Origin of the sequence: Sodalis praecaptivus (assembly GCF_000517425.1) — a bacterium.
GTDB classification, from domain to species: Bacteria; Pseudomonadota; Gammaproteobacteria; order Enterobacterales; family Enterobacteriaceae; genus Sodalis_A; species Sodalis_A praecaptivus.
Map to the genome: position 1 here is coordinate 81,305 of NZ_CP006570.1, position 21,772 is coordinate 103,076.

Annotated in this window: 20 protein-coding genes; 5 read left to right on the forward strand and 15 right to left on the reverse strand. The window is 58.9% G+C overall.

Going from position 1 to position 21,772, the window contains the following annotated elements; genetic code table 11:
* Window positions 1-495 precede the first annotated feature (495 nt).
* Window positions 496-1,356 carry a UilS family quorum-quenching N-acyl-homoserine lactonase gene (gene uilS, locus SANT_RS21290; RefSeq protein ID WP_025424243.1) on the reverse strand — a complete coding sequence of 287 codons (861 nt, stop codon included), beginning with the start codon at window positions 1,354-1,356 and terminating at the stop codon, window positions 496-498.
* A 705-nt stretch (window positions 1,357-2,061) separates the two neighbouring features.
* On the opposite strand from uilS, the gene SANT_RS21295 reads away from it, so the two are divergent.
* Window positions 2,062-3,555 (forward strand): PLP-dependent aminotransferase family protein, encoded by a 1,494-nt coding sequence (locus tag SANT_RS21295; RefSeq protein ID WP_025424244.1) that lies wholly within the window; start codon window positions 2,062-2,064, stop codon window positions 3,553-3,555.
* Window positions 3,556-3,665: 110 nt separating this feature from the next.
* On the opposite strand, the gene SANT_RS21300 is transcribed toward SANT_RS21295, so the two are convergent.
* The 11 genes from SANT_RS21300 to SANT_RS21350 all read right to left on the reverse strand — a co-directional run bounded on the left by SANT_RS21300 (window position 3,666) and on the right by SANT_RS21350 (window position 14,789).
* Window positions 3,666-4,301: an aspartate/glutamate racemase family protein gene (locus SANT_RS21300; RefSeq protein WP_025424245.1), complete on the reverse strand. Its 636-nt coding sequence runs from the start codon at window positions 4,299-4,301 to the stop codon at window positions 3,666-3,668.
* A 12-nt stretch (window positions 4,302-4,313) separates the two neighbouring features.
* On the reverse strand, window positions 4,314-5,006 hold the full coding sequence (gene pepE / locus SANT_RS21305; protein WP_025424246.1) for a dipeptidase PepE: 693 nt from the start codon (window positions 5,004-5,006) through the stop codon (window positions 4,314-4,316).
* Between the two features lie 9 nt (window positions 5,007-5,015).
* Window positions 5,016-5,696 (reverse strand): AroM family protein, encoded by a 681-nt coding sequence (locus tag SANT_RS21310; RefSeq protein ID WP_025424247.1) that lies wholly within the window; start codon window positions 5,694-5,696, stop codon window positions 5,016-5,018.
* Between the two features lie 2 nt (window positions 5,697-5,698).
* On the reverse strand, window positions 5,699-6,637 hold the full coding sequence (locus tag SANT_RS21315) for a DUF1177 domain-containing protein (protein ID WP_025424248.1): 939 nt from the start codon (window positions 6,635-6,637) through the stop codon (window positions 5,699-5,701).
* A 20-nt stretch (window positions 6,638-6,657) separates the two neighbouring features.
* Window positions 6,658-8,283: an OPT/YSL family transporter gene (locus tag SANT_RS21320; protein WP_025424249.1), complete on the reverse strand. Its 1,626-nt coding sequence runs from the start codon at window positions 8,281-8,283 to the stop codon at window positions 6,658-6,660.
* Window positions 8,284-8,312: 29 nt separating this feature from the next.
* Complete coding sequence (locus SANT_RS21325; RefSeq protein WP_025424250.1) at window positions 8,313-9,077, reverse strand: IclR family transcriptional regulator; 765 nt, start codon at window positions 9,075-9,077, stop codon at window positions 8,313-8,315.
* A gap of 179 nt (window positions 9,078-9,256) precedes the next feature.
* Window positions 9,257-10,912, reverse strand: a complete 1,656-nt coding sequence (locus tag SANT_RS21330) for an ABC transporter permease (RefSeq protein ID WP_025424251.1) — start codon at window positions 10,910-10,912, stop codon at window positions 9,257-9,259.
* Window positions 10,913-10,958: 46 nt separating this feature from the next.
* Window positions 10,959-11,927 carry an ABC transporter substrate-binding protein gene (locus SANT_RS21335; RefSeq protein WP_025424252.1) on the reverse strand — a complete coding sequence of 323 codons (969 nt, stop codon included), beginning with the start codon at window positions 11,925-11,927 and terminating at the stop codon, window positions 10,959-10,961.
* Window positions 11,905-12,627 carry an ABC transporter ATP-binding protein gene (locus tag SANT_RS21340; RefSeq protein WP_025424253.1) on the reverse strand — a complete coding sequence of 241 codons (723 nt, stop codon included), beginning with the start codon at window positions 12,625-12,627 and terminating at the stop codon, window positions 11,905-11,907. Before SANT_RS21340 ends, SANT_RS21335 begins: the two co-directional genes overlap by 23 nt.
* A gap of 418 nt (window positions 12,628-13,045) precedes the next feature.
* Entirely contained in the window at window positions 13,046-13,732 is a 687-nt protein-coding gene (locus tag SANT_RS21345) for a hypothetical protein (protein ID WP_025424254.1), read from the reverse strand.
* Window positions 13,733-13,919: 187 nt separating this feature from the next.
* The gene (locus SANT_RS21350; RefSeq protein ID WP_025424255.1) at window positions 13,920-14,789 is read right to left on the reverse strand and encodes an oxidoreductase; all 870 of its coding nucleotides are present in this window, start codon (window positions 14,787-14,789) and stop codon (window positions 13,920-13,922) included.
* Window positions 14,790-14,884: 95 nt separating this feature from the next.
* Here SANT_RS21350 and SANT_RS21355 point away from each other — a divergent pair, with 95 nt between their 5' ends.
* On the forward strand, window positions 14,885-15,787 hold the full coding sequence (locus SANT_RS21355) for a LysR substrate-binding domain-containing protein (protein WP_025424256.1): 903 nt from the start codon (window positions 14,885-14,887) through the stop codon (window positions 15,785-15,787).
* 107 nt (window positions 15,788-15,894) lie between these two features.
* On the opposite strand, the gene SANT_RS21360 is transcribed toward SANT_RS21355, so the two are convergent.
* Window positions 15,895-16,494, reverse strand: a complete 600-nt coding sequence (locus SANT_RS21360; protein WP_025424257.1) for a helix-turn-helix domain-containing protein — start codon at window positions 16,492-16,494, stop codon at window positions 15,895-15,897.
* 157 nt (window positions 16,495-16,651) lie between these two features.
* Between SANT_RS21360 and SANT_RS21365 the strand changes: the two genes are divergently transcribed.
* Together SANT_RS21365 and SANT_RS21370 are read left to right on the forward strand one after the other, a co-directional pair.
* The gene (locus SANT_RS21365; RefSeq protein WP_051440261.1) at window positions 16,652-17,581 is read left to right on the forward strand and encodes a fumarylacetoacetate hydrolase family protein; all 930 of its coding nucleotides are present in this window, start codon (window positions 16,652-16,654) and stop codon (window positions 17,579-17,581) included.
* A 24-nt stretch (window positions 17,582-17,605) separates the two neighbouring features.
* A complete protein-coding gene (locus tag SANT_RS21370) occupies window positions 17,606-18,388 on the forward strand; it encodes an N-acyl homoserine lactonase family protein (RefSeq protein WP_025424259.1) in 783 nt (260 codons plus the stop codon).
* A gap of 15 nt (window positions 18,389-18,403) precedes the next feature.
* On the opposite strand, the gene SANT_RS21375 is transcribed toward SANT_RS21370, so the two are convergent.
* The gene (locus tag SANT_RS21375) at window positions 18,404-19,372 is read right to left on the reverse strand and encodes an AraC family transcriptional regulator (RefSeq protein ID WP_025424260.1); all 969 of its coding nucleotides are present in this window, start codon (window positions 19,370-19,372) and stop codon (window positions 18,404-18,406) included.
* Between the two features lie 130 nt (window positions 19,373-19,502).
* Here SANT_RS21375 and SANT_RS21380 point away from each other — a divergent pair, with 130 nt between their 5' ends.
* A complete protein-coding gene (locus SANT_RS21380; protein WP_025424261.1) occupies window positions 19,503-20,267 on the forward strand; it encodes an SDR family NAD(P)-dependent oxidoreductase in 765 nt (254 codons plus the stop codon).
* 43 nt (window positions 20,268-20,310) lie between these two features.
* On the opposite strand, the gene SANT_RS21385 is transcribed toward SANT_RS21380, so the two are convergent.
* Window positions 20,311-21,741 carry a 6-phospho-beta-glucosidase gene (locus SANT_RS21385; RefSeq protein WP_025424262.1) on the reverse strand — a complete coding sequence of 477 codons (1,431 nt, stop codon included), beginning with the start codon at window positions 21,739-21,741 and terminating at the stop codon, window positions 20,311-20,313.
* Between the last annotated feature and the right edge of the window lie 31 nt (window positions 21,742-21,772).

A 21,772-nucleotide genomic window follows, 5' to 3' on the forward strand; every position in this document is an offset into this window, starting at 1 on the left:
AAGTAAACGTGTTATATTATTGATTGACGGTTCACGTGGATGTTAGAAACGTTAATGTCGTCAAAAGGGATTTTGCGGATGATAAGATTTATTATGCTAGGGTAACCGCAGTCTTAACCTGAGGTTTTTCTTGCCGTAATGTTGATTGGACAGCAGGGGGCGTCTCGTGCGTCTTTGCCACTATCGCAGAACGTGAACCAAAACCGGGCAAAAGTTTGCCCAATAAGGAAGCTTTAACGGGGAGGTGTGCAGTTTACCGCGCCTTGTTCCTTAGGCCCGTAAACTGCGGGGAAATGCGCTTGAAGTTACCCGCGCCGAAGCGCAGCGTGAAAACGGTTCGTCGCTGGCCCGAATGCCGCGGCGCCTTACCATCACCGGGTTATTCCTGAACGTTACGGTCCCGTTAGAATGAAAACGTTTTATCGACGCACCCTGCATCAGCAGGCTGCGACATCAAAAACACGTGTTGATATTTTTATCCCCGGCTTAACAACATCAAAGATGTTGTTTAAACCATGCGGTCTGGGCCGCAATGACATGCGTGAAACACGCACCGCTATAAATATCATAATGACGGGCGTCGGGCTCAATATAGAGCTGCTTGATGCGGGATCGCAGGGCATTATATAATTCTATACCCTGCTCGGGGGGATTGACGCTGTCTTTTTCCGCCAACACAACCAGCGTAGGGCAAGTCACTTTGGCGGCATTGTCTTTAGGTTTATAGCGCAACGTTTCCCGTACCGTCAGGAAGGGAATTTTAATATCCATTGCCGGGAATAGGATCTTATTATGCTCAAAAAACTCTTTTGAGTCATCGTCGCTGAGCACGCGGGTAATAGCGACGAACATTTCTTTTCCGGTGAGACGCTGTTTTTCCGCCATTTTTTCCAGGGTGGCGATAAACGCGGTTTTCTCGGCATTTTTCATTTTGCCGGTAACGATTTTTTCGCCGTCGGCAAAGGCTAACTGACTGACAATACATTTGATATCGGGATTATCCGCCGCCGCGCCAAAGACATGGCACCCGCCAAACGATGTCCCCCACAGACCGATACGCGTCCCGTCGACCCCCGTCTGTTGTTTGGCCCAAGCAATGACCGCGAGAATATCATCAATCTGCATTGCCGGCACCAATCGGCCGCGTTCACCATCGCTGTCGCCGAAGCCACGATAATCAAACGTGATAGTGTGAAATCCCGCGTCGGTGAATGCGCTAACAAAGGCCGGTAGCAGGATCGGCTGAATACCGCAAAACCCATGGCAAAGAATGATTATCGGTCCCGGGACCTGCGCCGCCGCAGTGCGCAATGTCACGGCGATGCCATTATTTAATTTTGTTGTGATGATTTCCAAGGTGACTTTCCTCCTATAACACATAGTTGTCGTTACGCTTCTTTTTTTATTAGACGGTGGATGAGATCATCTCATTGCGGCATTAACGCCCCGTCGTCGCGCAAAGGGAATAGCGTCGAATAGCTTATCGGCGACGGGCGCGGCAAAGGGTGTTGTACAGATGATTTGCATCATAAAAGAATTATTTATTTAAAACAAAAATTATTTAAATTGAGATTTTTTTCATTTCAGAACTGTTTATGTTTTTATCGGGCGGGGTTGTTTCATTCATTATTTCCCCAATAATAAAGTAATGAACTATCCGTTTACCCTTGGACGAATAAACCTGTCCCGCTTATCGCCGTCAAACTGACCGACCGCCGGCATTCACTCTACCGCGCGCAGGGTGTGGACAGATTGACCGCTACCGGACTAGGGCTGAGGCTCGGTTGTCGCTGAGTGTGTCTCAGGATTGCCTGCCAACTGTCCCTATTCATGCCAGCGCGGCGGTTTGTAAAGTAGGGGCGCAACGCGGGAGATCTCAGGAGGGTAGGTGGCGACAGTCTGCTGTCAATTCGCGCGTTTCGCTTCCGCGTTAACGCGGGGAGGGACTAGGTCGTGTCCTAACGTATACCCTTGCTGTCCTTTTTAATCCCTTCCGCACACGCGACCCTACCGCGCTCAGCGACGGTGTTATCTTCATCATGCGGCAACCGAGGCAGTGGAATGACAACACACAGTATTCATGTCGATTTTGTGGTAAACCGCAGCCTCCAGGAACAACTGCGGGAAAAATTGATCGCCGCCATCCTGGCGGGGATCTTTTTGCCCGACAAGCCGCTGCCCTCATGCCGGAAACTGGCATCGCAATTGGCGATTTCCCGTAATACCGTCGCGCTGGTATACGAAAGCCTGCTTAACGATGGCTATCTTGTTAGCCGGCCGCGCAGCGGCTACTACCTGCATCAGAATTATTGCCGCGACCACGCCGCGGACGGACGGGCAGAGCGGGTGCCGGATGCGCTGACCGTCAGGCAAACGCAGCATGCGCCGGTTTGGAGCCAGCGGTTAAATGTCAGCCCCGGCAACTTTTTCGCCGTGATGAAACCGGCGCTGTGGATGAATTATCCTTATCCCTTTATTTACGGGCAGCCAAATAGCACGCTGTTTCCCTATGACCACTGGCGTGACACGTTACGGCGAATTACCGGCGTGCGGCGGGATCAGCGCTGGATGTACGACAATATCGATCAGGATGTCCCGCTACTGGTGGAGCAGATACGCCAGCGGATCCTACCTAAGCGCGGCATTATCGCCCGCAGCGATGAAATCCTGATTACCCTTGGCTCGCAGAATGCGCTGCATATGCTGTCGCTGCTGCTGTTCAATCACCAGACGCGCATCGCGGTGGAAAATCCGGTGTTTCGTGAAGCCATTAACGCCTTTGCGCTACAGGGGGCGCAAATTGTACCCCATCATCTTGATAGCGACGGACTCTGCCTCAGCGAGGCTTCCCGTCGCTGCGATTACTTTTATGTCACCCCTAGTCATCAGGCCCCCACCGGCGTTTGTATGGGGCAGGAGCGCCGCGCCGCGCTGCTGGCGCACGCGTGTCGCCACGATCAGATCATCATTGAAGATGACTATGATTCCGAACTTAATTTCGCGGCCAATCCGCCGACGGCGCTTAAAGCCCGAGATACCCACAGCCGGGTGATCTATGTCAGCAGTCTGTCAAAATCGCTGTCGCCGGGGTTGCGGCTGGGCTATCTGGTGGCGCCGGCGGAATTGGTGGATGAGCTACGCGCGCTGCGCCGGCTTGCCTATCGTCATCCTCCGACCAATATCCAACATCAAATGGCGCACTTCCTTGCCCAAGGGTATTACGAAACCTATTTACACCGCTATCGCGAGGATTCTGCCCGACGTTGGCATAGCCTGGATCACGCGCTGACATGCTGGCTACCGGAGTGCCGACGCAGCGAAGGAAGCGATCACGCCAATGCGTTTTGGCTCCAAGCGCCGCAAGGGGTAAGCATCCCGCAATTGACGTGGCTGGCGGCGCACCGGGGGGTGTTGATTGAGCCGGGTAAACCCCACTTTCTCGGGACGAATGCCCCAGAGCCGTTCTTTAGGCTCGGTTTTCACGCCATCGCGCCGGACCATATCGAACCGGGCATCATTCAATTGGCCCAGGCGCTGCATCAAATCGCGGGGTGATGCCGGTACCGTCCTGGTCGATGGCGAGCGCCGTCCTTGACGCGTGACGGGCATGCGGCGTCGCTGCTGGTGCAACATCGGCTGGGCCACCGCCCCCCCTGGGGACTACGTTAGCGGCTGGGCGCCAACTGACTGATAAACAGTCCTGCCGCGCTGACCGCGTCAATGGCGATTTTGCCCAAATGCTGCCGGATACTGTCGGCCAGGGCGATAGTTGAGAAACCGGTACAGGAAAAGGCAATGACTTCGGCCCCCTGGCGATAAAGCCCGTCGGCGCAGGCCAGCGCGCTTTCTCGACCTTGAGCGGTTAAGAGATCGGTGGTGTTAAGCACACCTTCAGGCCGTGCATAGCTGACCGCCGCTCCCAGCAACTGTTTAAACGGCAAGGGCGCCTCGGCGCCAATGCCCATCACCGCCACCGGGCGCTTGAGCAGGGCGGCGACGCTTGCACAAGCGCTGCCGGCGCTGATCACGGGCAGGTTGACCGCCTGACGCAGCGCCGCCAGTCCCGGATCGGCGGCGCAGCTTAAAAACAGGGCATTGCAGCCCTCAGCTTCCAACGCCTGTCCCAGCGCCACAATCTTAGGTATTGCCAGCGCCTGGCTTTCGGCATCATAGATGCCTTTGCGCTGATCGGGAATACAGCGGCTGACGGAGGCGATAGCGTACGCTTGGTGAATGAGGCGACCGTGCTCTTCCACAAAATGTGGATCATCATGGGTTAACACCCGGATAATACCCAGCATAGTGAACTCCTGTTAGTAAAAACGATGGCCGTTGGCCAGCGTGACGGCCGGCTGTGCCGCGCGGAATAGCAACGTCGGATTAGCGCCGCCCAGCCGCGCCTGGCCGTCGCTCACCGCTATCCAGTTACCTTCCGGCAGGCCGATCACCTCCAGAAGAGGATCGACCGCCAACAGTTCGCGAATGCGCTGCTCGCGGGTTTCCCCTTGATGGCCTTGGGGTAACGCGTTGGTGAAGTGCGGGTTGATTTGCAACGGCACCAGATTCAGCGCATCCAGGCCGCCAGGGTCGACAATCGGCATATCGTTTGTGGTACGAATGGTCGGGCAGGCAAGGTTAGCGCCGGCGCTCCAGCCGATATAGAGTGCGCCGCGCGCAACCGCCTGGCGCATCGGCTCAAGCAGCCCGCGCTCCCGGCACGCTTTCAGCAGAGCAAAAGTATTGCCGCCGCCAACCATCACCACATCCGCCTGCGCAATCGCCGCCTGCGGATCTTTTTGCTGATGTAGGCCGACGATGTTCAGGTCTAGCGCCGCCAGCGCGTCGGTAACTTTAGCGCTATAGGCATCCCAAGAGGTGGTGACGCCGGCAAAGGGAATAAATACTACGTTGCGACGCCGGCGCAGCGCCGAGTTAATCACGGGTTGGGCATAGGCCAGATACGACGCGCCGGGCAGCATCGAGTTACTGAACAGCAGGATATCCATACTTTTGCCTCATAACAGGTTACGCATCAAATCCGCCAGCAATTGATTGGCCAGCAGCACCGGCAGCGCGGCTTCGCGCGCGCAAATGTCTTTGTGCCAGGCGGTGTAGCCCATACAATCGGTCAAAATAACCTCGGCGCCCTGCTGCGCCAGCGAGCGCGCCGCGGCGGCCACCTCCTCTTCGGGGGCGGTATAAGGCGAGGCCACCGCGAACACCGGCGCGACCGCCAAACCACGCCACTTCTCTTTTTCGCTGTCGATCTGTGAGGCCAGGGGCACCAGGATCCCGGCACGGCGTTGGCCCACCAATGCAGTTTGCGTCGCGGGGAGAATCAGGTCTGGCGCCATAAGCCAGGCCCGCTGGGTGGTTAAACCGTGAAATTCGCCGGTACACAATAGCGCGATAATGTCGCAGCCTTGCGCGTCGAGCGCATGAATTTTCTCCTGCACGGCCGTACCCACCGCCGCTTTGTCCATTACGACCGCGCGGCCGTCCAGCAGGCGTGACGTGAGCACCGCGCCGCCGGGCTGTACGGCGAAACGGGCGGCGATGGCCTCATCGTCAAGGCCGTCCAGCAGACCCGCATGTATACAGGCGACCTGGGGTGGCAGGGCGGCATCCAACAGGGGCGCAATATCCGGGCGCGGCGCCTGGCCGATAGTTAACGTGCCGATTTTGCTGATAGCCATCTTCAGACCCCCGGTTGACGTTTTTGCAAATGCGCCAGCGAGCCGTAGAGATCCAGCAGGCGCTGATATTCGGCGCTATCGAAGAAACGGCAGGTGCCGCGGGTGAACTCTTTGGCGACTTCCACGGCGAATTTGCAGGCCAGGGCGATATCGGTTTCATGGCTTGCGCCGGTGCCGCAGCCCGCTACCGCGCTGACGGCGGTGATAGCGACGCCGACCACAGGGGCGCGGGTAGCAATAGAGGGCTGCAAAATACTGTTCAGATGATAGACGCCGTTACCGTAGGGGGTGATGTCCTGAGTGGTGATCGGAAAGGTGACCGGCAATTGGCCGGTGGTCATCTCCATGATCCGCAGCAGATCTTCCGACACGCGCAGAATGTAGCCTTCTTTCACGGTCGGTGAGAGAGCGAAGCCCTTATGGTTGATAATGCGGTTACCCTTGGTGGTGTCGATTGAGAGCACGGCGTCCAGCTCTGCCGACACTTCCTGTTCATTCATGTCTTCGGTTTCCACCGGCGAGTCCATGAAGTCCACCGGATCGTGCGGACGGGTCGGGGCATCCGGACAAATATGGGTGGTAACGATAACGTCGCCCGGCAGGCTGTCGCCCTGGCGCTGCATCTCCGCCAATTTCAACGCGCTGGCAATGGCCGCCACCGCGCCATCGGCGTCGGATACCAGCCCGATACGGCTCGGCCGCGCGCCAATACCGCCCAGACGGCCGACGATACCTAACGTCGGCGCGCTGCCGCCGCCGCGTTTGCCGGCGCTGCCGGGGATAACGATTTTGACGAAATCGGTTTTCCCTTTGGCGCCGCTCACCGTCTGCACGCTTACGGTGACATCGGGATAATCAGCCAGCAGGGCCTGCACTTTCTCGCCGCTGGCCCAGGCGCTGTCTAGTAATTCAAAAACTTGCAATGTTTGCTGTAAGCTCATGGTGGTGTCCTCTGTAGGGCTTATTTTTTACCGCCCGGCAATACCGAGCTAAAGAAACTGAAAATCGCGTCGCCGGCGATAAGACCCGCCGCCAGCACTTCCATCTTGTTGCGCGCCGCGTCACCCCAGATGCGCAGGGCCAACACGCGGATAGCGATACCGATCATTACCGCCCAGCCCGCCAGGGGATTATTAATCAGCAGGCCGGTCGCCAGCAGCACCCCCATCTGGCGACCCGGACCGCCGATAAGCTGGATGATGGCGCCAGGGATGGCCCAGATAAGCAACGATTTGGCAATATCGGCGGACACGCCGGCGTTGATGGCCGCCACGTACACTTTCGCCACCGGCGGCACCTGACCACGGCTGAAATAGTCCTGGAACACAAACAGCACCACCGGGATGGCGACGACAAAGGCCAACATGGCCGCCAGCAGTTGTTGGCGGCGGCCCTCCAGCTCTAGTCGGGTATGTTGACCTTTGCCGCGCAAAATGTAACCCGCTTTCAGGTCGTAACCCATGTCGGCGAACGCCGGGCCGGTAGCGGTGGAAAAACCGCACAACATCACCAGCGCCACGGGGGGGAAGCCGATCAAAATGCCCACCAGCAGAGTAATCAGCGCCACGGCGAACGCGGGGAACCAGCCGGAGTGCATCGCTGCTAAGCCAACGATGATTTCATGCAGGAAGGCGGCGAACGCGGCATAGAGCACAAACGCCAGCAGCCAGGGTAGCGAGAGCTCGCTGTAAAGACCGCCGCCGAGGGCGATCAACGCGGCGATCGCAATAAAACCCAGCGCACCGAAACGCAGCGTTTTTCCGATATGCGCGTTCTGGTCTATCGCCAGCGCATTCACTTCGTCAGCGTCTGCCGGCGCGGCGTCGTGCTTATTGTGACGGATGAGTTTGACGATTTGAAACAGGGCGACCAGGCCGGCGCCGGCCATGACGCCATGCGGCAGATAATGTTGGTTGATATCTACGCCAAACAGCGGCGCGGAATATCCCCGCAACAAGAAACCCACGCCCAGCATCGATAGCGCCCAAATATTGCCGATAAATGCGGTGCCCAGCGCCGCCATCGGGAATTTAAACCAGGAGCCCACCGCGCCGATAAGGATACCCACGCTCAGCAGTGCCGCCTGTTTACCGCCTTTATCGCCGGCCTTGATGGATTCAGCGGCGGCGATACCCGGCGGCCATGCCCCGACGGCCGGGAAAATGCGCGTATTGAACAGCCGATACAGCAACCAGGCGTCCAGCAGCATCGCCAGCGCCACGCCAATAAACATCGGCATCACCAGATCTTGCCGGCCGAACAGCCATGGGATCGCAATAGGCAGCAACAAGGAGTTCGCCGCGCCAAACGTGGCCGCCGAGGTGGCGCTTTGGGCCAGATTTTGAATGTGGATTGAGCGAAAGCGCAGGAAACTGTTGAGTGGAATACGCGCAATAATCATCGCCACCATCGCGCCGATAATGGCGGTATTGGGCGTTACCCCAAGCGTGGTGAGCAGTTGTACGCCGATGATCGCCCCAAATACGCTAAGCGCCAGCAGCAACAGCAGGGTCGCGGGATCAAAGCTGCGCGGGTGCGCTTCCTGCTCGGGTTGTTGTTCCCCGTTGGGGGTGGTGGATGGACTCACGGGTGTTTCTCCTGGTATTGAAAATGGAATCAGGGGGTCTCGGTCACCCGCGTGTCGCCCGTTTTACAGGCGATAAGGCGGGCGGCGTCGCGCAACAGGCCGGCCAACCGAGCAATTTCTTCCGGGTGCGCCAGCGACTGGGGTAGCGAGAGGCAAAACGCTACCGCTTCATGGGTGGCGGGATCGCCGACGGCGCAACTCACCGAGGCGGTGTCGGCCACCGATTCATTAATTGCGGTGGCATAACCCTCTTGTCGGGCCTGCTGAATCAAACGTCGGACACCGTCGGCGCTCTGGTGGGCGCCGTTAAGTTGTGTCGCGACGTGGGGAGAGGCAAAGAATTCATCAAGCTCGTCGTCACTGAACCGGGCCAGCAGGGCCCGTCCTGTAGAGGTACCCCAGGCCGGAGAACGCGAGCCAGGCCAAGTCACCACCGGTAGGGGATGACGCCCATGGATGACGCGCAACACCAGAATCTCGCGGTTATCCAGCAGCGAAATATAGCCTGTGCAGCCGGTACGCTCGCAAAGCGAACGCAGCGCGGCATCCACTCGCTCATTGAGGGGCACCTGTTGACGGGCAATATGTGCCGCGCCCAATAGCAGCGCGCCGGGCATAAAATTCCCTTGCGCCTCGTCCTTTTCGAGATAACCGTACTGTACCAGTTGATTCACGACGCGTGACGCGGTGCTTTTCGGCATTTGCAGGTGGCTGATGACGTCGTTCACGCGGATGCCGCGCTGTAGAGAAATCATTAGCTGCAAAATTTGGGCGCTAGTTTCAAGGATAGACATGTGAAGTCTCATAAAATGGGACAAAGAACCTTAAAATGAGACTGCAAGATTAGTGCCAGAAAAGATCTCCCGCACCGGCGCGGGGTGCAGGCGTACGTCAGCGATGGGATTGCACTGTATTGGTGCTAAATCCCCCGCCTATGCCACGTTATGGTGCAATAAGTTCAGAAGATGAGGGGTCATTGCTGTCCGTTACGCTGCAAGATCCGCAGGGCGACCAGCATCAACGCAAGCCCGGTAAATAACGTCAGCGTCGCCATGGCCATCCCCTGGCCCACTGAGCCCTGTTCGAATTGCCGCCAGATGAAGACCGCAACGGTTTGTGTCCCGGCGGGGGTGAGGAGAAGCGAGGTGACCAGTTCGCGCGCAGCGATAGCGAACACCATCAGCATGGCCGCCAGCAAGGCGGGAAATACCAGCGGCAGCACAATATGCCAAAGCGCCTGCCACGGCGTAGCGCCGTGAACCCGGCCGGCGGGCTCCAGATTAGCGCCTAACTGGCGCAGCGCACTGCCGACATAACGCACCGGCCAGGGGATCAGTAGACAACAATAAGCGAGCAGTAATATAACCCAGGTGTTGTAGGGCGAAATCGGCCAAAAAGAGCGATTCCATAGCAAAATCAGCCCGACGCCGACAACAATTCCCGGCAGCGCCGCGGGCAGCAGCGACAGCGCATCGATCATCGTCCGACCGGTAATCCGTGCCACCACCGTCAGCCAGGCGGCCAATAACCCCAGCAGACCGGTGATGATGGCCGCCGCCAGCGCCAGCGATAAGCTGGTACTGAGCGCCGTCAGAGCATCGCCCCCTTGATCAAATAACGCCGCATAATGCCCACCGGTCAGATTTGCCCAGGACAGCCCGCCCGATAACGTGGACATCACGCCGGTTAGCGTCATCGATACTACCGGCACGCCCACGGCCAGCAGCGCCACCGCCGCCAGGGCGATTATCACCGGCGTACGTGCAGCGCCCAGGCGCGCGCCGTGGAAGGCCGCCGGTTTGCCGGTAATGCTGGTGACATCGTTATCGCTCACCAGCCGGCGCTGTAACCACCAGCCGCACAGCGCAATGGCAATCAACAGCAGCGAGAGCAGGGCCGCCCCGGGCAAATCAATCGGCCAGTCGGCGAGTTTTTTTTCAATGCCCACCGTCAGCATCACTACGCCAGCGCGGTTGCCGAGGGCTGCCGGCACGCCGTATTCTTCGATCGCCAGCGTAAACGCCAGCAGCATACCGGCGGCCAGGGCCGGCGCCAGCAGCGGCAGCGTGACGTGCCGAAATGCCAGCCAGGCGCTGGCTCCGTGTACGCGCGCCACCCAGGCCAGACGCTGACCGCTGGCCAGCAGGCTGCGCGACACGGCGAAATAGACCACCGGGAAAATGTTGAAAGTCATCACCGCTATCATCCCTGCCTGGCTGAACAGCAAGGCGTTGAAATCGACGCCGGTCAACTGCATCACATAACCGCGGGTTTGCAGCGCCAGGATCCAGGACAGTGCGGCAATATAAGGCGGGGTGAGAAAGGGGATCAGCAAGAGAAGATCCCACACGCGCGGCGCCGGCAGATCAAACAGGCCGCGTACGACGCCGAGCGGCAAACCGATGAGGGCGCTCAGTAGCGCCACGCCGGCGGCAATGCGTAACGTGCCGCCCAGCATGGCCGGTAGCTGCGCATCGTGAACAAGGGGGACGACACCGCTAAAGGCGCCGCGAAGCGATCCGGCGCTGAACTGCGGGAAAATCCCCTGTAGTACGATAAACGCGAGCGGCAGCGCCACCAATATCACTAGCAGCGTCACGGTAACAACACAAAGCGTTAGTGTTTTCACAGCGATGTTCCCGCCGGCGGAGAGCGAGCCCGCCGGACTTGGTCAGTTACTGGGTAAAAAGGCTGTTGAAGCGCTTGAGTACGCCATTGCGTGCGCTGCTGCCGTCGCTGCGGGTAGGCAGAACGGTCAATTGGTTGAGCAGGGGGCGCTTAGCGCTGATGTCAGTGCTGGCGGGCATTAGCCAGGCATCGGCCACCAACGCCTGTCCGTCCGGCGACAGCACATAATCGATGAACGCCTTGGCATCACCGGCGTGCTGGGTAGATTTCAAAATCATCATCGGTCGCGGCGCTACCACGGTGCCGCTGGCGGGGAAAATGACTTTTAACGACTCACCCTGGCTGATGTTGCCGTAAGACACATAATCCACGGCGCCAAAGACGGCCGCCTTTGCGCCCTGCATTACCGGTGTCACCGCCTGCGCATTCGGCCCGCTGACCACCATGCCGTTTTGCTTCAGATCGGCAAACAGCCGCCAAGCGCGATCGCCCAAACTGTTTTGCAGCCCGATCAGCAAATCGAGCGAGGCGCCGGAAAGTGCCGGATCGGGCGTGGTCACTTTGTCTTTGTACGCCGGCAGGGTCAGATCGCGCCATTCTTTCGGCTCTGGCGTGCCGCTTTGGGTATTCCAGACAATCCCCAGCGCGGAGACGCCCTGGGCGACATAATCCTCGGCCTGTAGCCAGTCCGGGACCTGTTGTGCATTGGCGCTGCGGTAGGGTAGCAACCAACCGCGCTGATGCAGATCTTCCGCGGTGTCCACTGACGCGGAGATGAGGATATCCGCCTGCGGATTCGCCTGTTCGGCTTCCAGACGCGCCATGACTTTACCGGTGGTGGCCTGGAATACATTTACCTTTACGCCGGTCTGCTTTTCATAGCCGGCCGCGAGCTTTTTCGCCAGCGCGCCCGGTCCGGCGGTATACACCGTCAGCGCCTGGGCGCTGGACATCATGGCCGCTGATAACATCATGGCTAACACCACTCCTTTTTTAACCGACATTAACCTTTGCATGGGATCCCCCTGAGGATAAAGAAACCTGACGGACCGCCTGAACGCGACCGGTGGATAAGTGCACGATACGATCCGCCAGCCGCTCGGCTTCATGGCGGTCGTGCGTAACATAGACGGCAGTAGTACCTAACTGACGCAGCAGGCGGGCCATTTCCCGACTCAACGAATCGCGCAGCGCGCTATCCAGGTTGGACAGCGGCTCGTCGAACAACAGAACGCCGGGTTCCGCCACAATGGCGCGCGCTAGCGCCACGCGCTGCTGCTGGCCACCGGACAATCCGGCCGGCCTGCGGGCGGCGAAAGCCGTCAGGCCAACCCGGTCTAGCGCTTCAACGACGCGACGCGCGCGTTCTTCGCGCGCCACGTGCCGCATACGCAGCGGGAAGTCGACGTTCTGCGCGACCGTCATGTGCGGCCACAGGGCGTAATCTTGAAATACCATGCCGAGGTCACGCTGCTCCGGGGGCAGCGCCCATCCCGGTCGGGCCACCACGCGCTCACCGAAGCGGATGGTGCCGCGGGCCGGTTGTGTCAGCCCCGCCAACAGGCGCAGCAGGGTGCTTTTACCGCAGCCGGATGGCCCGAGGAGCGCCACGATTTCGCCGGGTTCGATGTGTAAATCAATCTGGTCGAGAACGGTTTGGGCGCCGAAGGCGTAGGACACGCCTTCTAGCGTGAGAGAAGTGAATGCGCGCATCATTGTCCCTCGATAGCGGGGCAATCCGCGTTACCCGTGGTCAACACCCAACGGGCCGCACTCACCTGTATCGTTAACAGGGGAGCCAACATATTGTTATCCTCTTTGGGATTTCGTTGGGGGCCAGCATAGGGGGCATTTATGACAACGGGATGACGGCCTGGTATTCTTCGCGCGGTAGCTTTTCAGGCAACGGCGGTGCCGCCGCCGACCATGCGCGATGCGCAATAGCCTTGTTGACGCCGACCCGGCGCGATGGGCAATAGCCTTGTTGACGCCAACCAGGCGCGACGCGCATTGACCGTGTTACCGCGAGCCTGCGCGGCCGATGAGCCGTTTGGTTTTCCACGCCGGCGGCAAGGCTACCATGAGCCCTATAGACGTCGCTACTGAGTGACAACGTCACACAATAAGCACCTTTTTACCGCAGAGCAGTGATCTGTGAGGTTGGCACAACGGCGTCATCAGACCGGCCGCCACCGTTGGAGCGCGGGTGGCTAATGGCGGCATTGACGGGATCCGACTCAACGTGTAGCGTGGAAGGCAAGATATCGCCCTTGGCTTGATTGGCAAGCACCAGGCGCTGCAATGCTTCCCGTGCGGTTTGCGTAATAATTCCCCATTTGCGGCACACTCTGCTAACGCTTGCACCCCGGTGAAGGCACTGTGCCGCAGGACCGTTGACGGCGATGATTTCCAGTCTTGTCCGCGCCTCATAACTCAAGCCGCCCATCCCGCCATAGTCTCGCGAGAGCGTATCGCATGACTCACCCCGGCGAAGACGTTTGGCGGCGGGTCCTTGTACTACCTTCATTTCTAGGGCATGGAACTCTTGCGGACTCAATCCATATTTTATCGCCAAGCGAAAGCAGCTTTTGGGGCGTTTGGTTTTCGGATGCATTTGAATGATACGGTTAATCAAGCGCTGCCGTAGCGTGGCGGAAGCCTGCGCTGAGGCATAGGAGACGGTGTTGGCGCCGTGATTCGCGGCCGAGTCAATTGCTCTGAGCCCGTGGACAAGCCGTTTGACGGCACCGCTTGATGCTGCCGCGGGTGGATGAACGATGCCGGCGGACGGGGCAGTGTGTGTGCAAGCGGCTATACGCATAGTCTCCCTCGGGTCGTTTTAAGGAACCTATAAGGATAGCGAAAGGCGGCGCAAGAAAAATGAAAATAGTGGCTTTCCCGATCGCGGCGGGCCGCTGGGGCACTGACAGGCCCGGCGTTTAACGGGCCTGCAAGGTTTCCGTTCACTTGACGTCGCGCCGCCCTGACCAGGACTCTGGCGCGCCGCGTCAGACGCCGGGGGTGGCGATACCATCAAGTTTGGCGAGGGCGTCGGCGGGAAGGGCAAGCCGGGCGCTCGCCAGATTTTCCTGTAAATGCACGGGGGAGGAGGTGCCGGGAATAAGCAAGATATTCGGCGCGCGCTGCAGTAACCAGGCCAGCGCAATCTGCATGGGCGTGGCGTTAAGGGATTGGGCGACTTCATTGAGCTGGGTAGATTGCAGCGGGCTAAAGCCGCCGAGAGGGAAGAAGGGCACCCAGGCTATGCCCTGGGCGGCCAAAGAGTCGATCAATGCGTCGTTATGGCGGTTCGCCACGTTATATAAATTCTGCACGCAGACGATGGGCGTTATCTTCTGCGCATCCGTAATTTGCCGCGCCGTCACGTTGCTCAAACCGATATGACGGATAAGACCGCGGTCTTTCAGCGCGATGAGCGCCTCCAGCGCGGCCTCCAGAGATCCTTCGGTCGGCTGCTGCGCATCAAGCATACTGCGCAGATTCACCACCTCCAACGCCTCCAGACCTAAATGGCGCAGGTTATCCTCCACCGAGCGCGTAAGCTCGGCGCCGCTCATGGCGGGCAACCAGTTTGCCTGCGCATCCCGTTTGGCGCCAACCTTGGTGACGATACACAGATCATCGGGATACGGGTAAAGCGCTTTTTTGATGAGCCGGTTGGTGATATGCGGTCCGTAAAAATCGCTGGTATCGATATGGCGCACGCCAGCCTCGACGGCATCGCGCAGCACCTGAATGGCTTTTGTTTCATCGGCGGGGGGACCATAGGCGCCGGGACCGGCCAATTGCATAGCGCCATAACCCATGCGACCGATTTGACGATTGCCCAAGCGATAGGTGAGAGCGGATTCAAACATGGCATACCTCCTCAGTGTGTGGGGAGGATTGTAACGTTGCCGCAACTGTGCGACTATCCGGCTAAATGACGACAGGCTGTACGAGGTGGCGGACAATGCGGCTCGATTTAGGTTTGCTGCAAGCGGTGGCGGCGGTGGCCAAAGCAGGCGGATTTCGTGAGGCTGCCCGCGTCACGGGCAGCAACGCCTCGCGGCTGAGCGATGCGGTGCGGCGCGCCGAGCAGCAACTTGGCGTGCGCCTTTTTCACCGCAGCACGCGCACGGTGGTGCTGACCGAGGTGGGCAGAACGCTGATGGATCGCCTGCTGCCGGCGATGAGCGAAGTGGATGCGGCGCTGGACGATATCAACCGTTATCGCGAAACCCCCGCCGGCACGCTGCGGCTGCATGTCCCGGTGAGCGCGTCGCGGTTGGTTTTGCCGGCCATCGTTCCGGCGTTCCTGGCGCGCTACCCCGATATTCAACTGGATATCGTGGCGGAAAGCAACGTACAGGATGTGTTTCGCGAAGGCTGCGATGCCGGCATCCGTTACGATGAATGCCTGGAGCAAGACATGGTGGCGTTGCCGATAGGGCCGCGCCAACAGCGGTTCGCCGTGGCCGCTGCGCCTGCGTATCTGGACAGGAACGGCCGACCCGAGCATCCCCATGATTTGTTGCATCACCGCTGTATCCGCGGACGTTATGCCACCGGCGTGACCCCCGAATGGGAGTTCGAGCGTGAAGGTGAAATCATCCGCATACAGGTTAACGGGCCGCTGGTGCTCAGCATCGGCAGCGCAATGGACCTGGCGGTGGCGACGGCGATTGCGGGCGGCGGTATTGTCTATTTGTTTGAAGAGTGGCTCAGACCGGCCATCGACAGCGGCGCGCTGGAAGCCATCCTGACCCCGTGGTGGCTACCTTTTACCGGCCCCTATCTTTACTATTCCCAACGGCGCTTGACGCCGGCGCCGCTTAAGGCGTTCATTGATTTTGTCCGCGAGCAGGGACAGTAAACGCTGGCGCCGGACCGGCGGCGTTGCCGCTGGATGTCGAACGTGGAAAGACTTCCTGGCTGAGGCTAAAGCTCTAATTGAACCCAGCGCCGCCACACCGCCGCCGTTCAGGGCTGGCGCGATACCACCAGATAATAGCCGCAGGGCGCCGAGGTGGTATTCTCAAAAGCGTGATCGACATTGGCCTGGAAAAACAGCGCGTCGCCAGGGCCAAGGTGCTGTTTACCGTGCTCGAACACCACTACCAAATTCCCCGTGGTGACCACCACCTGCTTTTCGGTACCCGCCGGATAGGCCGGTAACAGGCCGGTGGAAACCCCCGGCGGCAGATAGTGATAAACCAATTCCACGTGACCTCCACCTGTGGCAGGGGAAACGATATGGCGCTCAAAACCGGTTTGCGGATCGCGAAAGATGGGGCGATCGGTTTTGCGCAGCACAACCGGTGATCCCCCGGTAACATCCCCGCCGATCAATGCCGATAGCGGCGTGTTCAACGCTTGAGCGATACGGGTGGCGATACCGATGGTCGGTGTTTTTTCTCCGCGCTCGACCTTGGACAACATGGCGCGGCTCACGCCCGATTGCCGTGAAAGCTGCTCGAGCGTCAACCCCGCGGCGCTACGGTGCTTGCGGATGCGAACGCCGAAAGCAATGGCGATCGCGTCATCGTCTGGCGCCTCGGCCTGAGTCTGTTTTTCCTGCATACCTTCTCCTTAGACGCCTGATGCTCATGGCTAAAATTATCTTCTATCGGGGAATTATTTCAACGATAGGAACGAAAAACTGGCGATATTCTTCTATAGGAGATAATATCTTATTGTTGCCTTTTGCAAAAGACCGCAACCTTTTTGGAGGTAGAGAATGCAAACAGACAATCAGCACGCGACTGAGGTGGCCGATCTGGGCCTGCGACTGGCTAATTTACGCGTGAAAGGGGAGTTAACGCTGGCGGTGGCAACGTCGCAAGGGGTGTTGGACGTTTGCGCTACCGCCGCTGCGCTTAACCTGCCCGCACCGCGCGATATGGACGATCTGCTGCAAAATTGTCGTGCGGCAGAAGTGAGCGCAGTGCTGGCGGCTGCGGCGCATGGCACTGGTGCCCGCCTGATCCCCCCGGCGGCACTGTCCTTCGCGCCGCTGGTGACGCGGCCGGAAAAGATCATCTGCGTCGGTTTCAACTACCGCGATCATGCTGAGGAAACCCAAACGCCTGTGCCCAAGGCGCCGCCGATTTTCGGCAAATTCAACAATACTCTGAACCACCACCGCGGCACGATTGTGTTACCGACCGCGGTAGACAGCGAGTTCGATTATGAGACGGAGCTGGTAATCGTCTTTGGTCGCCGGTGCCGCGGCGTTAGCGAGGCCGACGCCCTTGACGTGGTGGCCGGTTACGCCACCGGCAATGATTTCAGCGCCCGCCGGCTGCAAAATGTCACCTCGCAGTTTATGGCCGGGAAAACCTCGGATGGTTTCGCCCCTGTCGGCCCCTGGCTGGTGACGCGGAACAATATTGCCGACCCTAACGCGTTGCGCATACAGACCCGGGTTAACGGCGAGCTGCGCCAGGACGGCACGACACGGGATATGATTTTCAACTGCCGACAACTTATCCAGTACGTGTCGAGTTTTATGACCCTGCAACCTGGCGATATCTTGTTCACCGGGACGCCGCAAGGGGTGATCTGGGGCCAGAAGACGCCACGCGCAACGCGGCGGTGGCTGAAGGCCGGGGACCAGGTAGTTTCATCCATCGAAGGGTTAGGGGAGCTGCAGGTTTCCCTTTGCTGAACCGCTGCTTCGACAGGAGGCATCATGAACAGTAACGCGTGTATTGAAAAAGTGTACATCCTGGACGGCGGGCGGGCCCAAGTCGATGACGCTTCACTTTATTCACCCGGGATCAATGTCGGTATACCCATGGTGCTGAGCTGCAACGCGTATCTGATACGCCACCGCGGCAGATGGCTGCTGTGGGATACCGGCACCCAGGATGACCTGATTGCGGAGCCTGAAGGCCGGGTGATAGCGCACGGCATCCGCGGGACGGTCCGCCAAACGCTCGCCGCCCAGCTTGCTGATATTGGTGTAGGACCACATGATATCGACACATTGGTCCTTTCTCATGCGCACTATGACCACGCGGGCAATAGCCGCTTGTTTCCTCGCGCCCGTTGGATCGCGCAACAGGCCGAGTATGACGCCATGTTCGGTGCCGATCCCACGCAGTTCGGCTACCGGCCGGAATTGTATGCCACGCTGCTGGATAATCCGCGCGTCGTGGTCGATGGGGATTACGATGTTTACGGTGATGATGCGGTGCGCCTGCTGGCCACACCGGGCCATACGCCGGGGCATTGTTCGCTAATGATCCGTTTGCCCCGCTCCGGTCCGGTTATCCTGAGCGGCGATATGGCGCACAATAGGTTTAACTTCCGCTGCCGGTGCGTACCGTCCTTAAACGCTGACGAGACGGCCACGCGGGCGTCGATGGAAAAAATAGATCGTCTACAGCGCGCAACGCAGGCCACGGTGTGGTTCAATCATGACACCGAGCAAAGCGCAACCCTGCCTCATGCGCCCCGTTGGATTGTCTGATCCGGCTGGGCCGATTTATCCCTCTACCGCCGGCAAGGTGGGCTGGAGTATCCCGGTATGGGTCACGCGCGCATCGCGTTTCGGCGACTGGCCAAACATGCGCCGGTACTCCCGGCTGAACTGGGAAGGGCTCTCGTAGCCCGTGGCATAGGCGGCAGTTTCCACATTAGCGCGCTCGGACACCATCAACCGCCGGCCTTCTAGCAGACGAATTTGCTTTTGGTATTGCAGGGGACTCATCGCGGTAACGGCTTTGAACTGGCGATGGAATGTGGACAGGCTCAGGCCGGCGGCGTTGGCCAAATCGGCGATGCGGATGGGTTCAGCGAAGCGGGTACGTAACTGCTGGATCGCTCGGATGATGCGGTCAAGGTGTCCCCGCTCAAGCGTAATATTAAGGATATGGGCGCCGTGGGGGCCGGTCAACAACCAGTAGTAAAGCTCGCTGAGCGCCATGGGCGCAAGTAGCCGAATGGCCTGCGGCGTTTCGAGAAGCTGTACCAGACGTAAAATACATTGCGCCAGTGGCCCGCTGTCGATGGCGGTGACCACGGCCCCCGTCCCCGTTGTGGCCGCGCTCCCCGTCGCTAGCGCAACGCTGCTCCCGTTCACTGCCGCGGCGGTATCCCCCGACGGAGCGGCAAGGCTTTCGAGCGTCGCTTTCACCCGATAAGGATCCAGTTCGATGATAACGCCCAAAAAAGGACAGTCGGCGCTGGCCTGCACGACACGCCCCACGGAGGGCATTTCCACGTTGACCAGCAGGGCCTGACCAGCGCCATAGCGATGGCGCTGGTCGCCGAAGCTGGTCCACTTCGTCCCTTGTGCGACCACGCATAAAGCCGGTTTGGCCAGCAGATGCGCCGGCGGTTTTTCCTGGTCGGCCCGCACCAATATTACTCCATTAATGGCGGTAAGGTAGGGACTTTCGCCCGGTAAGGCATCGGTAATCCGCTTCAGAGTGCGAGCAAGTTCTGATGTCAAGATAACCTCCTTGAGGCTAACGCTGCGTTGACGGCGCGTGACAGGAATAGGCATAAAACAGCGATATTTTACGCTGTGAAAGGGAGGCTGAATACTTAAAAATACATTTTTCAGCCGTGAGGACACCTGCATGCTTCCGAATTCTGCCAAGATCGCCATCATTACCGGCGCCAGCCGCGGACTGGGCCGCAATACCGCCCTACATCTCGCCAAACGGGGAGTAGACATCATTTTCACCTATCATTCTCGCCACGCCGAGGCCAATGAAGTGGTAGCGCTTATCGAACAAGCGGGCGCGCGTGCCGTCGCGTTACCGCTTGATACGGGCGACACAGGAACCTTCGCGTCGTTCGTTGACCGGGTAAAAGAGGCGCTCGCGTCGTTTCAGGCGACGCGTTTCGATTATCTGGTCAACAACGCGGGGATTTCGCACCATAACAGTGTCGCCCTGACGACCGAAGAGGAGTTGGATGCGCTCTATCAGGTGCATGTCAAAGGGGTCTTTTTTTTGACGCAACGCCTCTTACCGCTCATCCGCGACGGGGGCGGTATCGTCAATATTTCGACGGGGCTGACCCGCGTTATCTATCCCGGCAGCTGCGCCTACGGCGCTATGAAAGGGGCGGTGGAGATCTTTACCCGCTACCTGGCCAAAGAGCTTGGCCCGCGGCGTATCCGCGTCAATGTCGTCGCTCCCGGTTCCATTCAGACCGATTTTAGCGGCGGCATGGTGCGCGATAATCCCGCGGTGAACAAGGCCGTTTCAGACATGACGGCGCTGGGCCGTCCCGGCCTGCCCGACGATATCGGACCAATGATCGCCAGCCTGTTGTCAGAAGAGAATCGCTGGGTGAACGCGCAACGTATTGAGGTTTCAGGCGGTATGGCGATTTGAGCGCACGCCGCGCCGGGCCGAGTCAGCCCGGCGCTTCAGGCGCTCAGTCGAGATCCGCTCCGTTGCTGGCGATAACTTTTTTATACCACCAGAATGATTTTTTCCGGCTGCGCGCCAGGGAACCCTTGCCCTGATCGTCGCGATCGACGTACACCAAGCCGTAGCGTTTACTCATCTCACCGGTCGAGGCGGCGACCAGGTCAATACAGCCCCAGGTGGTATAGCCGATAACGGGGATGCCGTCGGCAATCGCTTCGCCCATGGCAAGAATATGTTCACGGAGATAGCTGATGCGGTAGTCATCGTTGATAGCGCCGTTGGCGTCGGGCTCATCGCGCGCGCCCAGGCCGTTTTCCACCAGGAACAGCGGTTTTTGGTAGCGATCGTACATCATATTCATGGTGATGCGCAGTCCGAGAGGATCGATACCCCAGCCCCATTCGCTGCGTGACACATGCGGGTTGGCCAGCGATTTGACCACGTTCGCCGCGCTGCTGTTCTGTTCGTTCATCTCTGCCGAGGCACAGCGTGACGCATAATAGCTGAAAGAGACAAAATCCACGGTATGCCTTAAAATTGCGTCATCCCCTTCTTCCATCGCCACCTGAATTCCTTTCTCCCGGAAGAGGCGAGCGGTCCAGGCAGGATAGGCACCGCGCGCCTGAACATCAATGAAGAACAGATTTTCACGATCCTTTTCCAGCGCCGCCCAGACATCTTCAGGTTTACAGGACCAGGGGTAAAAATTGCCGCCGGCCAGCATGCAGCCGACCTGATTGGCTGGGTTCACCTCATGAGCGATTTTGGTGGCCAGCGCGCTGGCGATCAGTTCGTGATGCGTCGCCTGATACTTTACCTGCTCGACGTTCTCTCCCTCTGCAAAGACCAGCCCCGCGCCTGAAAACGGGCTGTGCAGCAAAATGTTAATCTCGTTGAACGTCAGCCAATATTTCACTAAGCCGTCGAACGCGGTAAAACAGGTCCGCGCATAATGAGTAAAGAAGTCGACCATTTTTCGGCTGCGCCAGGAACCGTATTCGATGACCAAATGCATCGGCACATCGAAGTGGCAGAGCGTTACCAACGGTTCGATGCCGTGGCGGCGGCATTCGGTGAACAGATCCCGGTAAAACGCAATGCCTTGTGCGTTGGGGGACAATTCGTCTCCCTGGGGAAATAGGCGGCTCCAGGCGATGGAGGTGCGAAAAACGCGAAACCCCATCTCTGCCATTAACGCGATATCCTCCTTGTAGCGGTGATAGAAATCTATCGCCTGATGGCTAGGATAAAATTCGTCGTCGCGCAGCGTAAAACGTTTCTGCTGCCCGAGCTTAACCGGCAATCGTTCGGGACCGAGCGGCAGCATATCGACCGTGGCCAACCCTTTCCCCCCTTCAAGATAGCCGCCTTCCGATTGATTGGCGGCCAATGCGCCACCCCATAAAAAACCTGCCGGGAATGTCGATGCTGACATTGATAACCTCTTTCTCTTTCCTACTCGGGTA

Coding starts and splice junctions, on each gene's coding strand:
- SANT_RS21295 (WP_025424244.1), top strand. CDS start 2,062: ATGACAACACACAGTATTCATGTCGATTTTGTGGTAAACCGCAGCCTC.
- SANT_RS21300 (WP_025424245.1), bottom strand. CDS start 4,301: ATGCTGGGTATTATCCGGGTGTTAACCCATGATGATCCACATTTTGTG.
- pepE (WP_025424246.1), bottom strand. CDS start 5,006: ATGGATATCCTGCTGTTCAGTAACTCGATGCTGCCCGGCGCGTCGTAT.
- SANT_RS21310 (WP_025424247.1), bottom strand. CDS start 5,696: ATGGCTATCAGCAAAATCGGCACGTTAACTATCGGCCAGGCGCCGCGC.
- SANT_RS21315 (WP_025424248.1), bottom strand. CDS start 6,637: ATGAGCTTACAGCAAACATTGCAAGTTTTTGAATTACTAGACAGCGCC.
- SANT_RS21325 (WP_025424250.1), bottom strand. CDS start 9,077: ATGTCTATCCTTGAAACTAGCGCCCAAATTTTGCAGCTAATGATTTCT.
- SANT_RS21335 (WP_025424252.1), bottom strand. CDS start 11,927: ATGCAAAGGTTAATGTCGGTTAAAAAAGGAGTGGTGTTAGCCATGATG.
- SANT_RS21340 (WP_025424253.1), bottom strand. CDS start 12,627: ATGATGCGCGCATTCACTTCTCTCACGCTAGAAGGCGTGTCCTACGCC.
- SANT_RS21345 (WP_025424254.1), bottom strand. CDS start 13,732: ATGCGTATAGCCGCTTGCACACACACTGCCCCGTCCGCCGGCATCGTT.
- SANT_RS21350 (WP_025424255.1), bottom strand. CDS start 14,789: ATGTTTGAATCCGCTCTCACCTATCGCTTGGGCAATCGTCAAATCGGT.
- SANT_RS21355 (WP_025424256.1), top strand. CDS start 14,885: ATGCGGCTCGATTTAGGTTTGCTGCAAGCGGTGGCGGCGGTGGCCAAA.
- SANT_RS21360 (WP_025424257.1), bottom strand. CDS start 16,494: ATGCAGGAAAAACAGACTCAGGCCGAGGCGCCAGACGATGACGCGATC.
- SANT_RS21365 (WP_051440261.1), top strand. CDS start 16,652: ATGCAAACAGACAATCAGCACGCGACTGAGGTGGCCGATCTGGGCCTG.
- SANT_RS21370 (WP_025424259.1), top strand. CDS start 17,606: ATGAACAGTAACGCGTGTATTGAAAAAGTGTACATCCTGGACGGCGGG.
- SANT_RS21380 (WP_025424261.1), top strand. CDS start 19,503: ATGCTTCCGAATTCTGCCAAGATCGCCATCATTACCGGCGCCAGCCGC.
- SANT_RS21385 (WP_025424262.1), bottom strand. CDS start 21,741: ATGTCAGCATCGACATTCCCGGCAGGTTTTTTATGGGGTGGCGCATTG.